We start from the raw sequence: 12,540 nt of genomic DNA, 5'->3' as shown, positions 1-12,540 counted from the left end.
CGTCGCGCGGCGCTGCGCGCCCCGCCTCCGGCGCGTCGCCGGGCTCCCCTGCGGCGGCCTTCGCGGCCCGCGGCTTCCGCGCCTCCGCGCCAGGCTCGCTGCCGCCTGCTGCCGCTTCGCGCGGCTGCGCGCCTTCGGCGCCTGCCTGCGGCGCTGCAGGCTTCGCCGCGGCGTACCCGCCCGGCGGCTCGCCTGCGCCGCCCGCCTTGGCGACGTCGGCGCCCGGCGCTGCCGTCGGCTCGCCGCTCATCGGCGCCGCCGCGGGTGCGGGCTTCGCCTCGGGCGCTTCGCCGCCAGCGGCTCTCGCGCCGCCGCTGCGTGCCTCTGCGCCGCTTGCGTCGCTCTTCGCAGGTGCGTCTTCGCTTGCGACCGCTTCCCCGGCTTGGCTTACGCTAGCTTTCGCCGTATCGCTCGCCTGCTCGTCGGCTGCACCCGCTTTCACTCTATCGCTCGCAGACGGCTCGTCTGCGTTCGCTTTCGTATTTTCACCCGCCGTCGGCTGCTCGTCTGAAATAGCTTCCGCTTGATCACCCGACGGCTTTGTGCCAGCGTCCGCTTTCACTTCCTTCTGCTCTTCGGCAGCGGCCGCATCAGCTTTCTCTCGCTTTTGCTCCTCGCTCATCGATTGGTCACCTGCTTACCGGTTTTCGCTTCATAGCGGATTTTTTCCTGCAGCTTGTTGATGCCGTAGATCAGGGCGGCCGGGTTCGGCGGACAGCCGGGGATATACACATCGACCGGAACGACTTGGTCCACGCCCTTGACTACCGCGTACGATTTCACATACGGGCCGCCCGCCGTGGCACAGGAGCCCATCGCAATGACCCATTTCGGCTCCGGCATCTGCTCGTACAAGCGCCTTAAGAGCGGGGCCATCTTCTTCGTCACCGTACCGGCGACGATCATCACGTCCGACTGGCGCGGGGACGTTCGGAAAATAACGCCGAAACGGTCCAAATCGTAATGGGACGCACCCGTGCCCATCATTTCGATGGCACAGCAAGCAAGTCCGAAAGTCAACGGCCACAGCGAGTTGCTGCGGGCCCACGCCTTCACCTGCTCCAACGTCGTCATGAATACGTTGCGCTCCAGCTCCTGCCGTTCCTCCGGCGTAATGCTCTCTAAATTGAAGTCCATTGCAGCACCTTCTTCTTCCAAGCGTAGAGTAAGCCTATGATCAGCAGGCCAACAAATATGCACATCTCTACAAGCGCAAACAAGCCTAATTGCTTATAAGCAACGGCCCACGGGTACAAAAATACGGTTTCCACATCGAAGATGACAAACATCAGCGCAAAGAGGTAATACCGGATGTTGAAGCGGACATGGCCCGTACCTACCGGCTCGTTACCGCTTTCATAAGTCGTATACTTTTCCTCCACCGGTTTGTAGGGACGAAGCCAGCGACCGATTGTAAGCGCTGCAACTGGAAGCAATACCGCTAAGAAGAGAAAAATCGTTACGACCACGTAATTGTTCATGTACATCGCGAACGAACCGCCTCCCTATTATATTGGGTCCCGCCTGCGTCTTACATTTGCAGGACTGTTGTTAAGGTTATGCCTTCCCAATTATAACAAATGCCTTTTGGGGTGTCTAACATTTTCATCCACTTTCACAATGCCTTCATAAGTCGAGATGCCTAATCCCATACGATTCGTTTAGTGTACCGGAAGGACTAGAAAAAAAGACGGAGGAATCGTGTTCCCCCGTCTTTTTGGTTCATTTATCACTTTTTTCCAGAGACGTCAATTCGATTCAATGCACGATGCAAAGCGAGTTCTGCCCGCTTGAAGTCGATATGGTCTTGCTTGGCTTGAGACAACCGACTTTGCGCCCGTTCTTTCGCTTTCTGTGCACGCTCGATATCGATCTGTTCCGGCAGCTCGGCGCTTTCCGCCAGTATAACCACCTTATCCTTGCGCACTTCCATAAAACCGCCGTTCACTGCGATAACTTCGTCTTTCGACCCACGTTTTTTCACAGTAATCGGAGCGATTCGTAATGGAGTGACCAGCGGAATGTGATTCGGCAGAATTCCAAGCTCCCCTTCAACGCCCTTTACGACAATCATGTTCGCCTGCTCGGCGTACACTTTACGCTCGGGGGTGACGATTTCCAACAGGAATGTGCTCACTTGGATTCCCCTCCTAAGGGCTTTCGTTAGAAAGCCACATCGTAAGCATTAGTCTTGCCGCCGAAGCCCGATTCTTTCACGGAACCCGCGCTTCAGCAGCGTTGTATTTCATTACAGCGTTTTTGCCTTTTCGATCGCGTCTTCAATCGTACCCACGTTGTGGAACGCAGGCTCCGGAAGGTTGTCGTGCTTGCCTTCGAGGATTTCTTTGAAGCTGCGGACGGTTTCTTTAACCGGCACGTACAAGCCAGGGATCCCGTTGAACGCCTCGGCCACGTGAAGCGGCTGGGACAGGAACAAACGGAGACGGCGAGCGCGGTGTACGACCATTTTGTCCTCGTCGGACAACTCGTCCATACCCAAGATCGCGATAATATCGAGAAGCTCTTTATAGCGCTGAAGAATCCGCTTCACGCCTTGAGCGACATTGTAATGCTCTTCGCCGAGAATTTCCGGCGTCAAAATCCGGGAAGACGAAGCGAGCGGGTCTACCGCAGGGAAAATACCGGCGGCTGCGATGCTGCGCTCGAGGTTCGTCGTTGCGTCCAAGTGAGCGAATGCCGTTGCCGGAGCCGGGTCGGTATAGTCGTCCGCCGGAACGTAAATCGCTTGAATGGAAGTAACGGAACCCTTTTTCGTCGAAGTGATCCGCTCTTGCAGCTGACCCATCTCGGTAGCCAGCGTCGGCTGATAACCTACCGCGGAAGGCATACGGCCGAGCAATGCGGAAACCTCGGAACCCGCTTGGGTAAAGCGGAAGATGTTGTCGATAAACAGAAGCACGTCGCGGCCTTCTTCGTCGCGGAAATATTCCGCCATCGTCAAGCCGGACAATGCCACGCGAAGACGCGCACCCGGCGGCTCATTCATCTGTCCGAACACCATCGCGGTTTTCGAGATAACGCCAGAATCCTTCATCTCATGGTAAAGGTCGTTGCCTTCACGCGTTCTTTCGCCTACGCCCGCGAATACGGAGATACCGCCGTGCTCTTGAGCGATGTTGTGGATCAGCTCCTGCATCGTAACGGTTTTACCTACGCCCGCACCACCGAAGAGACCGATCTTACCGCCCTTCGCATAAGGAGCCATCAAGTCGATAACTTTAATCCCTGTTTCAAGGATTTCCGCCTTCGTCGACAGGTTGTCGAACGCAGGAGCGGCTTTATGAATCGGGCTGATGTTGGTACGGTCGACTTCTGTCGTTCCGTCGATCGGATCACCAAGTACGTTAAATACACGGCCCAGCGTAGCCGGACCTACCGGTACGGAAATCGGAGCGCCGGTGTCAACGGCTTCAATCCCGCGGACCAAGCCATCGGTGGAAGACATAGCGACACAACGAACCAGGTTGTCGCCGAGGTGTACTGCGGCTTCAACCGTCAGGCTGATGTCGTGCTCGCCTTGTTTTTCGGCTTTCTTTTCAATCTTAATGGCATTCAAAATCTCAGGGAGGTGTCCACGTTCAAACTCAATGTCAACGACCGGCCCTGTGATATTCACAACGCGCCCTTTGCTCATGTTTTCCCTCCTCAAAGTTTTGCCGTAGGCAAAACTGCATCGTAAGCCTTATCTGAGCTTTGCCGGAGGCAAAGCTATCTTCGTAAGCACTGCCAAGTTTTGCCTATGGCAAAACTGTCTTCGTAAGCATATATCCGAGCCTTGCCGGAAGCAAAGCCATTCGTGCATCTTAATCAACTAGCCTTGAGCGTTCGCACCTGCGACGATCTCGGAAATCTCCTGCGTAATCGAAGCCTGACGCGCACGGTTGTACGACAACGTCAATTCGTTGATCATCTTCGTCGCGTTCTTCGTTGCGCTGCTCATCGCCGTCATTTTAGCCCCGAACTCGCTGGCTTTTCCATCCAACAATGCGCTGTAGATAAGCGTCTCGGCATACTTGGGAAGGAGTACTTCCAATACGCCCTCGGCAGACGGCTCATACTCATAGGCTGACGTAGTTTCGACGGATACGTCTTCCATCGGGAGAAGGCGTTTGACGGTCGGGATTTGAGTTATTGCATTTTTAAACTGGTTGTAGACCAGGAACAACTGGTCGTATGACCCGTTCTCGAAATTTCTAACCGCCGCAGCCGCGATCGATTTAATATCCGAGAACGTCGGAGAATCGGAAAGTCCGGTTACTTCCTCCAGAATCGGAATATTCCGCTTCTTGAAAAAGTCTCTGCCTTTGCTCCCGATCACGAAGATCGAATATTCGGCAGGAGAGTTGTGCCTTTCCCGGATCTCCGTCATTACCTTTCGCAACACGTTAGCGTTGTACCCCCCCGCCAGACCGCGGTCGGACGTGATTACCAAATAACCGGTCTTCTTCACCTCGCGGGTTTCGAGCATCGGGTGCTTCACACCCTTCGTTCCCGCAGCGATGCTCCCGACCACTTCCTTCAGCTTATCCGCGTAAGGGCGGGCGGACTCTGCCGCCATTTGGGCTTTTCTAAGCTTGGAAGCCGCAACCATTTCCATGGCTTTGGTTATTTGCTTCATGTTTTGCTTGGATCTGATCGCGCGCTTAATCTCGCGTATCCCTTTTGCCATACCTGCTCACCTCTCTTTCGAGGCTTCTCCGCTTGCTTCCGCAGACCCTGAACGGGCGATGCTTCCGCAAGGGAGAACCTTCATCGAAACGCTTGTTTCAGGCTTATCGTAGAGCACCGGGTTTCTTCAGCAGATTCCCGGGTTAATTATATATTATTCGGAAACCGAGAAGCTTCTTTTGAACTGAGCGATCGCGTCCGTCAACGCTTTCTCGTTGTCCGCGGTCAAGTCTTTCGTGTCGCGGATGCTTTGGAGAATTTCCGGACGGCTGGTATCCAAGTAGGTCAGGAACTCGGATTCGAAACGAAGCACGTCTTTTACCGGAATATCGTCCAGATGGCCTCTGACAACCGTAAAGAGGGAAGCCACTTGACGGTCAAGACCCATCGGCTGGTTAACGCCTTGTTTCAAAATTTCAAGCGTGCGCTCACCGCGGTTCAAACGGCTTTGCGTCGCTTTATCCAAGTCGGAACCGAACTGTGCGAACGCGGCAAGCTCGCGGTATTGAGCCAAGTCAACGCGGAGCGTACCGGCAACTTTTTTCATTGCTTTCGTTTGTGCAGAGCCGCCTACCCGGGATACCGAGATACCGACGTTAACCGCCGGACGTTGGCCGGAGTAGAACAAGTCGGACTCCAGGAAGATCTGTCCGTCCGTAATCGAGATTACGTTGGTCGGGATATATGCGGATACGTCGCCTGCTTGCGTTTCGATAAACGGCAGCGCGGTGATCGAACCTCCGCCCAGCTCGTCGTTCAATTTTGCAGCGCGCTCCAGCAAACGGGAGTGCAGATAGAAGACGTCGCCCGGATAAGCTTCCCGGCCCGGAGGACGGCGAAGCAGCAAGGACAGCTCGCGGTATGCAGCCGCTTGTTTGGACAAGTCGTCGTAAACGATCAGGACGTGCTCGCCTTTGTACATGAAGTACTCGCCCATCGCGCAGCCTGCATAAGGAGCAAGCCACAGCATCGGGGACGGCTCGGAAGCCGAAGCGGTAACCACGATCGTGTATTCGAGCGCGCCTGCTTTACGCAGCTGCTCTACTACGCCAACAACGGTGGATTGCTTTTGTCCGATGGCAACGTAAATACATTTTACGCCGTTGCCTTTTTGGTTGATGATCGTATCGATCGCGATTGCGGTTTTACCCGTTTGACGGTCGCCGATGATGAGCTCACGCTGACCGCGGCCGACAGGAATCATCGCGTCGATCGCTTTAATCCCGGTTTGCATCGGTTCATGAACCGATTTACGGGCCATAACGCCCGGAGCCGGAGACTCGATTGCGCGGAAATTCGTCGTGTTGATCGGACCTTTGCCGTCAACCGGTTGACCCAGTGGATTCACGACGCGGCCCAGCAGTTCCTCGCCTACGGGAACTTCCATGATGCGGCCGGTACGCTTCACTTGGTCGCCTTCGCGGATATCGGTGTAAGGCCCCAAAATAACGATACCTACGTTGCTTTCCTCAAGGTTAAACGCATATCCCAACACGCCGTTGGGAAACTCGAGCAGTTCGCCTGCCATGACGTTCTCCAAGCCGTGCGCACGGGCGATACCGTCGCCGACCTGAATAACCGTACCTACGTCAACCACTTGAATCTCGGATTTATATTGTTCAATCTGCTGCTTAATCAGCGTGCTGATTTCTTCCGGTCTGATACTCAAATTCCCTCACCCCTATCTACAGTGCTTGAGATTGATTCAACGTTTTGTGCAAACGCTCGAGCTTGCCCGCCAAGCTTCCGTCATATAGACGGTCGCCGATGCGGACTTGAATGCCGCCGAGCAATTGTTTATCGAGAACCGATTCCACACGGATTTGTTTGCCGGTTAATTTGCCGAACGTGTCGGCAATGGTGCCGAGCTCTGTTTCGCTGAGTTCCACCGGCGTGTACACCGTGGCGTTCGCTTGACCGAGCGCATCGCTGGCAATTTTGTTATAAGCTGCCGCGAAAGCTTCCAAAGACTCTTCCCGGCGGCGCTGGATGAGCAGCTTCAGCGTGTTAACAACAACTTCGGATACGTCCGCATCGAAGATTTGCTTGATCAACCCGATCTTTACATCAGCCTCGATGCCCGGATGCTTGATGAGCTTGAACAGGTCCGGATTCTCGTTTAAGACCGCAATGACCTTTCCGAGCTCTTGCTCGACTTGAGCAACCCGGTCGGACTCCCTAGCGACATCGAATAATGCCTTGGCGTACCTTTTGGCTGCGATCAGATCCTGGCTCATCGGTTGCCCCCTACTTCTTTCAAGTAGTGTTCAACCAACTCTTCCTGGGACTTCTCGTCAACTTGCTTCTCGATAATTTTGGAAGCGATCATGACGGACAAAGCGCTGACTTGACCGCGAACGGCCGCAATCGCTTTGTTTTTCTCGCTCTCAATATCCTGAAGCGCCTCGTTTTTCAAACGAGCTGCCTCCGATTTCGCTTGCTCCACGATTTCTTCGCCTTGCTTGGCGCTTACTTTGCGGGCTTGCTCGATAATCTCGTGAGCTTCCTTGCGAACATCCTGCATCGCTTGCTTTTGTTCGGTCAAGAGTTGCTCCGCTTCACGGCGATTTTTGTCAGTAGATTCGATTTGCTCAGCAAGCATGCGCTTGCGCGCTTCCATGATTCCCATCAAAGGTCCGAAAGCGTATTTATTCAACAGCCAATAGAGGATTAGAAAAGCCACTATGGCGAATACCGTCGACTCCCAATGAAAACCCATCCATGCCACTCCTTTCAGTCATTTCAGGCAAAACGAAGGCGTGGATGGCTCAGGCCTTCCGCGCCAAACCGATTTCATTCAATTAAGCACCGAAGAAGATCAGGAATCCGAGTACGACACCGATGATCGGAACAACCTCGACGATACCAACACCGATAAACATAGTCGTTTGCAGCGTACCGCGGAGCTCAGGCTGACGAGCGATACCTTCGACTGTTTTGCTGACGATCAAACCGTTACCGATACCTGCGCCAAGTGCGCCCAAACCGATTGCCAAAGCTGCTGCCAAAAATTCCATTGTTAAAATCCTCCTCAACTGATAACTAATTTTTTTATTTTGATTTCCTTAAATTCGCGGACCGACACGAAGGCGTGCATCTAAATTAATGCTCCTCGTGAATGGTGGCATGCGAAATGTAAACCATAGTAAGAACGGTGAACAAGAACGCCTGAATCGCACCTACGAAAATACTAAAGCCTTGCCATGCGATAAGCAGCGGAGTTCCAAAAATACCAGCCATCAAAATGGTGGCGATCAGCACCTCGCCCGCAAAAATGTTTGCGTACAAACGCAAAGCGAGCGTCAAAGGCTTGGAAATTTCTTTAATCACATTCAGAGGGAAGAAGAACCAGAATGGCTCAAAATAGTGTTTCAAATAATGCTTCGTATTCAGCTTAAGGCCCAAGTAGTGAACCAATACGATAACGATTGCAGCCAAACCGAAGGTTACGGAAACATCGGCTGTCGGCGATTTCCACCAAGCCACCTCGACTCCGTGACCGCCGTGGGCGCTTTTGATCATCTCTTCGGAAATGACCGTATAACCGAACAGCGTCAGCGGTTGGTCATGCGTCGTAACGATACCGAAGGGAAGGCCCAATAGGTTAGCTACGAAAATAAACATAATCAAGGTCATACCTAGCGAGACATAAGGCTTCACTCTGTTTAAAGGCATGGTGCTGGCAACGATGCCATGTACGAACTCGACGACCCACTCCAAAAAGTTTTGCATTTTGGAAGGGTTGGTGACGGACAGGTTCCTTACGGACACCCTGGCCAAAACGAACACGATGACGCAAGTAACGATAATCGCCAGAAACGTGGAGATATCGATGTTCAATCCCCCGAGCTGTAAAACCGGAAACTTATGCATTTTTACATTTCCCTCCTTTCCATGCACTACGATTGATTTCTTCTAAAAAGTAAACCCATCAGGAGTGTTACCAATTGGACAAAAAATAATCCAATGATGGTAAAAACAAGGTTGAATTGCGGCAGCTTCACGGCGATCATCACCGCGATTAGCGCCATGCACATCCTGGAGACCGTTCCTAAATTGACTCGCTTGCCCATGTATTCGTTTGCGTTCTGGGAAACCGATTCAATTTTCATGGCCAAAAGCCAGGCGTTGATCAGGCTGACCGCCAGACCGAGCATCAATCCGCACACGTATGTCCGGTAAGCCGGCAGGAGGGCCCAAACCAGCAGCAGGGCAGACAAAAAATACAGCGTAATACGAACAACAGACTTTAACTGGTTCTTCATTTATTCCCGTTTGTCCTCCAGAAACCGTTTTAGTACCAGTATGACCGTAAAGATACCGATTGCAAAACCGATCAATACCCCGCCGATCAACCAAGCCTTTGTACCGCCGCCCCAATGTTTGTCGGCCAAGCTCCCTATGAAATACCCAACCGTTGTGCATACGACAATGTCGATACCCAGAGCGCTGACCAATGCGGCCGCGCGCCAAGGCTGATTGTACGGATCCTTTTCATTCATGGATGCCACCCTACAATCCTAGTATATTTTATCGAAGCAAAGTCAATTTTGTCAATTGTGCAACTTGGCTTGATTTCTATGACAAAAATCACAAAAACGTTGATATATCAAGGTTTTTTTGGCCCGCAAACCAAACAGTGCAACTGTACGCTGTAGCGTTTGTCAATATATTGTCACGGTTGGAACGGCTCCGGCCTGTCCGGCGTATGTCCGAAGTGGTAAAGGATGGCCTGAACGATCCGTTCGGACGCCTTTCCGTCGCCGTAAGGATTGGCCGAGCGGCTCATTCTTTCGTACAGCGCCTCATCGCTGAGCAACGCCTTTGCCCGCTCGTAGACATGCTGTTCGTCCGTCCCCACCAGCTCCAGCGTTCCGGCGTCAATGCCTTCCGGCCGCTCGGTCGTTTCGCGCAGCACAAGCACCGGCACGCCGAACGAAGGAGCTTCCTCCTGCATTCCTCCCGAATCGGTAAGGATCAGATGCGCATGCCGGTAAAAGTTGTGGAATTCCAACACGTCGAACGGCTCAAGCAGCTTGATCCGGTCATGCCCTCCGAGCATCTCGTGAGCCGGTTCCTTGACGGCCGGACTCGGATGTACCGGATACACGATGACAATATCCTCGAACTCGTCTACCAGCCTGCGTACGGCGCGGAAAATTTGCCGGTGCGGCTCGCCCTGCGACTCCCGGCGGTGAGCGGTCATCAGCACGAGGCGCTTGCCCTTCGCCCAATCCAGCACCGGATGGGTGAACTGCTCCTGTACCGTATATTGAAACACATCCGTCACGCTGTTGCCAGTGACATAGATCGCGTTCTCGGGCTTATTTTCTTTGCGCAGGTTGCCAGCAGACCAATTCGTCGGCGCAAAATGCATATCGGCCAGTACGCCCGTAAGCTGGCGGTTCATCTCTTCCGGGTATGGCGAAAGCTTGTTCCACGTGCGCAGTCCGGCTTCCACGTGCCCCACTTGAATCTGCTGCAAGAAAGCCGCATAGCTGGAGAGGAACGTCGTCAGCGTATCGCCATGAACGAGAATGATGTCCGGCTTCTCTTCCTTGAACACGGGATCGAGTCCCTGCAGCACGCGAATGGTGATTTCATTCAGCGTCTGGCGGTCCTTCATGACGTCCAGATCGTAGTCCGGCTTGATTTTGAAAATATCGAGCACTTGATCGAGCATTTGGCGGTGCTGCGCCGTAACGCATACGAGCGATTCGATCTGCTCCGGATGCTTCTCCAGCTCTTTCACCAGCGGAGCCATCTTGATGGCTTCCGGCCTTGTCCCGAAGATCGTAATGACTTTAGTTTTTTTCATGATTTTGCGGTTTCCCCTTCCCGAAGACTTATTTCGTTCCGAACAACCGGTCGCCCGCGTCTCCAAGCCCCGGCACGATATAGCCGTGGTCGTCCAAATAATCGTCGATAGCCGCTACGTAAATATCGACGTCCGGATGCGCCTGCTGTACGGCTTGGACACCTTCGGGAGCGGCGATCAGACACATCAGCTTGATCTGGGTACAGCTGCGCTTCTTGAGCGCTTCGATCGCCGCATTCGCCGAGCCTCCCGTGGCCAGCATCGGATCGATCACGATCAGCTCGCGCTCCGTGACGTCCGTCGGCAGCTTGGCGTAATATTCGACCGGCTCCAGCGTTTCCGGGTCCCGGTACAATCCGATGTGACCCACTTTAGCCGCCGGAACGAGCTTCAGGACGCCGTCCACCATACCGAGCCCCGCTCTCAGAATCGGAATAAGTCCGAGCATCCGCCCGGAAATGACCCGGCCTTCCGCCGTGGTGACGGGCGTACGCACCTCCACCTTCTCCAGCGGAATGTCTCTTGTAATTTCGTAGGCCATCAGCGTGGCCACCTCGTCGACAAGCTCACGAAAATCTTTCGTTGTCGTATTTTCGTCCCGTATGTACGTTAACTTATGTTGGATCAGCGGATGATCGCAAACAAATACTTTTCCCATGCCTTGCTCCCCCTACTAACGCTATGAAGCCAAACCTTGTCTATTATACCACAACTACAAGAAGTAATCCCAAATCGCGTGAAAAATATGCAGCTTCGACAAAAATGATCCACGTGGAACAAAAAAATCAGGCATGCGGTATGGGCGGCAGACCTGCCATTAGCCGGGTTCCGAGCCCGCCTGGAGCTTGTCGAGACCACCTGAAGCGAACAACACAAAAGAACCGGTCCCTTCGCGAGGAAAGGTCCGATTCTTCTGCAAAAAGCGAATTAGTATTGAAGCCCCGAATAAAGCGGGTACTGTGCGGTCAAGTCTTTGACCATCCCGCGCACCTTGTCATGGACCGCCGCGTCGGACGGATTTTTCAGGGTAAGAGAGATGATCTTCGCGATCGTTTTCATCGCTTCTTCGTTCATGCCTCGGGACGTTGCCGCCGGTGTGCCCAGACGGATACCGCTCGTCACGAACGGGCTGGTCGGATCGTACGGGATCGCATTTTTGTTGACGGTAACGCCGACTTCATCAAGCAGATGCTCGGCTTCTTTACCCGTAATGTTCAGGCTGCGCAGGTCGATGAGCATCAAGTGGTTGTCCGTACCGCCGGACACGATGTTGATGCCTTCGGCCGCCAAAGCTTCGGCCAACGCTTTGGCGTTATTGATGACGTTTTGCGCGTACGTCTTGAACTCCGGCTGGAGCGCTTCGCCGAACGCTACGGCTTTCGCTGCGATGATGTGCATCAGCGGACCGCCTTGCGTGCCCGGGAAGACCGCTTTATCGATTGCCGCCGCCCAAGGCTTGCGGCACAAAATCAAACCGCCGCGCGGACCGCGAAGCGTTTTGTGCGTCGTCGTCGTGACGAAGTGCGCATACGGCACCGGATTCGGATGCAGACCCGCTGCAACCAGACCCGCGATATGCGCCATGTCCACCATGAAGAGCGCGCCGACGTCTTCAGCGATTTTGCCGAGCGCTTCAAAGTCGATCGTACGCGAGTACGCGCTTGCGCCCGCTACGATCAGGCGAGGTCTATGCTTGAACGCCGCTTTGCGGACGTCGTCGTAATCGATGCGGGCATCTTTTTCGGATACGCCATACTCGACGAAATTGTACAGAATGCCGGACGCATTCACCGGGCTGCCATGCGTCAAGTGACCGCCGTGGGACAAGTTCATGCCAAGAATTGTATCGCCAGGCTTCACCGCTGCAAGATAGACGGCCATGTTCGCCTGTGCGCCGGAGTGAGGCTGTACGTTCGCATGCTCGGCGCCGAACAATTCTTTCGCGCGGTCGCGGGCGATGTCCTCCACGATGTCGACGTATTCGCAGCCGCCGTAGTAGCGCTTATGCGGATAGCCTTCGGCGTATTTGTTGG

The 12,540-nt window shown here is 54.0% G+C and carries 15 protein-coding genes and 1 pseudogene; all 16 read right to left on the bottom strand.

Going from position 1 to position 12,540, the window contains the following annotated elements:
• Positions 1-622 (bottom strand): annotated as a pseudogene (locus QJ48_RS32710) (hypothetical protein); the annotation flags it as partial.
• Positions 619-1,137: an NADH-quinone oxidoreductase subunit B family protein gene (locus tag QJ48_RS32705; protein ID WP_010500430.1), complete on the bottom strand. Its 519-nt coding sequence runs from the start codon at positions 1,135-1,137 to the stop codon at positions 619-621. The gene QJ48_RS32705 and the pseudogene QJ48_RS32710, both read right to left, overlap by 4 nt.
• Entirely contained in the window at positions 1,122-1,487 is a 366-nt protein-coding gene (locus QJ48_RS32700; RefSeq protein ID WP_054977501.1) for an NADH-quinone oxidoreductase subunit A, read from the bottom strand. The genes QJ48_RS32705 and QJ48_RS32700 overlap by 16 nt, the downstream gene beginning before the upstream one ends.
• 242 nt (positions 1,488-1,729) lie before the next feature.
• Positions 1,730-2,137, bottom strand: a complete 408-nt coding sequence (locus QJ48_RS32695) for a F0F1 ATP synthase subunit epsilon (RefSeq protein ID WP_054977500.1) — start codon at positions 2,135-2,137, stop codon at positions 1,730-1,732.
• 111 nt (positions 2,138-2,248) lie between these two features.
• Positions 2,249-3,655: a F0F1 ATP synthase subunit beta gene (atpD, locus tag QJ48_RS32690; RefSeq protein WP_054977499.1), complete on the bottom strand. Its 1,407-nt coding sequence runs from the start codon at positions 3,653-3,655 to the stop codon at positions 2,249-2,251.
• A gap of 177 nt (positions 3,656-3,832) precedes the next feature.
• Entirely contained in the window at positions 3,833-4,690 is an 858-nt protein-coding gene (atpG, locus tag QJ48_RS32685) for an ATP synthase F1 subunit gamma (RefSeq protein WP_054977498.1), read from the bottom strand.
• 153 nt (positions 4,691-4,843) lie between these two features.
• Positions 4,844-6,358, bottom strand: a complete 1,515-nt coding sequence (gene atpA / locus QJ48_RS32680) for a F0F1 ATP synthase subunit alpha (RefSeq protein WP_054977497.1) — start codon at positions 6,356-6,358, stop codon at positions 4,844-4,846.
• 16 nt (positions 6,359-6,374) lie between these two features.
• Positions 6,375-6,926, bottom strand: a complete 552-nt coding sequence (locus tag QJ48_RS32675; protein ID WP_054977496.1) for a F0F1 ATP synthase subunit delta — start codon at positions 6,924-6,926, stop codon at positions 6,375-6,377.
• Positions 6,923-7,408, bottom strand: coding sequence for a F0F1 ATP synthase subunit B (atpF, locus tag QJ48_RS32670; protein WP_054977495.1), 486 nt, complete (start codon positions 7,406-7,408; stop codon positions 6,923-6,925). Before atpF ends, QJ48_RS32675 begins: the two co-directional genes overlap by 4 nt.
• An 82-nt stretch (positions 7,409-7,490) precedes the next feature.
• Positions 7,491-7,706 (bottom strand): F0F1 ATP synthase subunit C, encoded by a 216-nt coding sequence (gene atpE / locus QJ48_RS32665; RefSeq protein WP_025850351.1) that lies wholly within the window; start codon positions 7,704-7,706, stop codon positions 7,491-7,493.
• A gap of 85 nt (positions 7,707-7,791) precedes the next feature.
• A complete protein-coding gene (gene atpB / locus QJ48_RS32660; protein ID WP_054977494.1) occupies positions 7,792-8,562 on the bottom strand; it encodes a F0F1 ATP synthase subunit A in 771 nt (256 codons plus the stop codon).
• Positions 8,563-8,588: 26 nt separating this feature from the next.
• Positions 8,589-8,954 carry an ATP synthase subunit I gene (locus QJ48_RS32655; RefSeq protein WP_054977493.1) on the bottom strand — a complete coding sequence of 122 codons (366 nt, stop codon included), beginning with the start codon at positions 8,952-8,954 and terminating at the stop codon, positions 8,589-8,591.
• Positions 8,955-9,191: an AtpZ/AtpI family protein gene (locus QJ48_RS32650; RefSeq protein WP_054977492.1), complete on the bottom strand. Its 237-nt coding sequence runs from the start codon at positions 9,189-9,191 to the stop codon at positions 8,955-8,957. It abuts the gene before it with no gap.
• A 173-nt stretch (positions 9,192-9,364) separates the two neighbouring features.
• Positions 9,365-10,507 (bottom strand): non-hydrolyzing UDP-N-acetylglucosamine 2-epimerase, encoded by a 1,143-nt coding sequence (gene wecB, locus QJ48_RS32645; protein WP_054977491.1) that lies wholly within the window; start codon positions 10,505-10,507, stop codon positions 9,365-9,367.
• Between the two features lie 28 nt (positions 10,508-10,535).
• The gene (upp, locus tag QJ48_RS32640) at positions 10,536-11,165 is read right to left on the bottom strand and encodes a uracil phosphoribosyltransferase (RefSeq protein WP_036682788.1); all 630 of its coding nucleotides are present in this window, start codon (positions 11,163-11,165) and stop codon (positions 10,536-10,538) included.
• 269 nt (positions 11,166-11,434) lie between these two features.
• On the bottom strand, positions 11,435-12,540 hold a 1,106-nt coding region (gene glyA / locus QJ48_RS32635), incomplete at its 5' end, for a serine hydroxymethyltransferase (RefSeq protein ID WP_054977490.1).

The organism is Paenibacillus sp. A3 (genome assembly GCF_001399685.1).
Lineage (GTDB): Bacteria > Bacillota > Bacilli > Paenibacillales > NBRC-103111 > Paenibacillus_G.
This window is presented reverse-complemented; position numbering and strand designations above follow the sequence as displayed.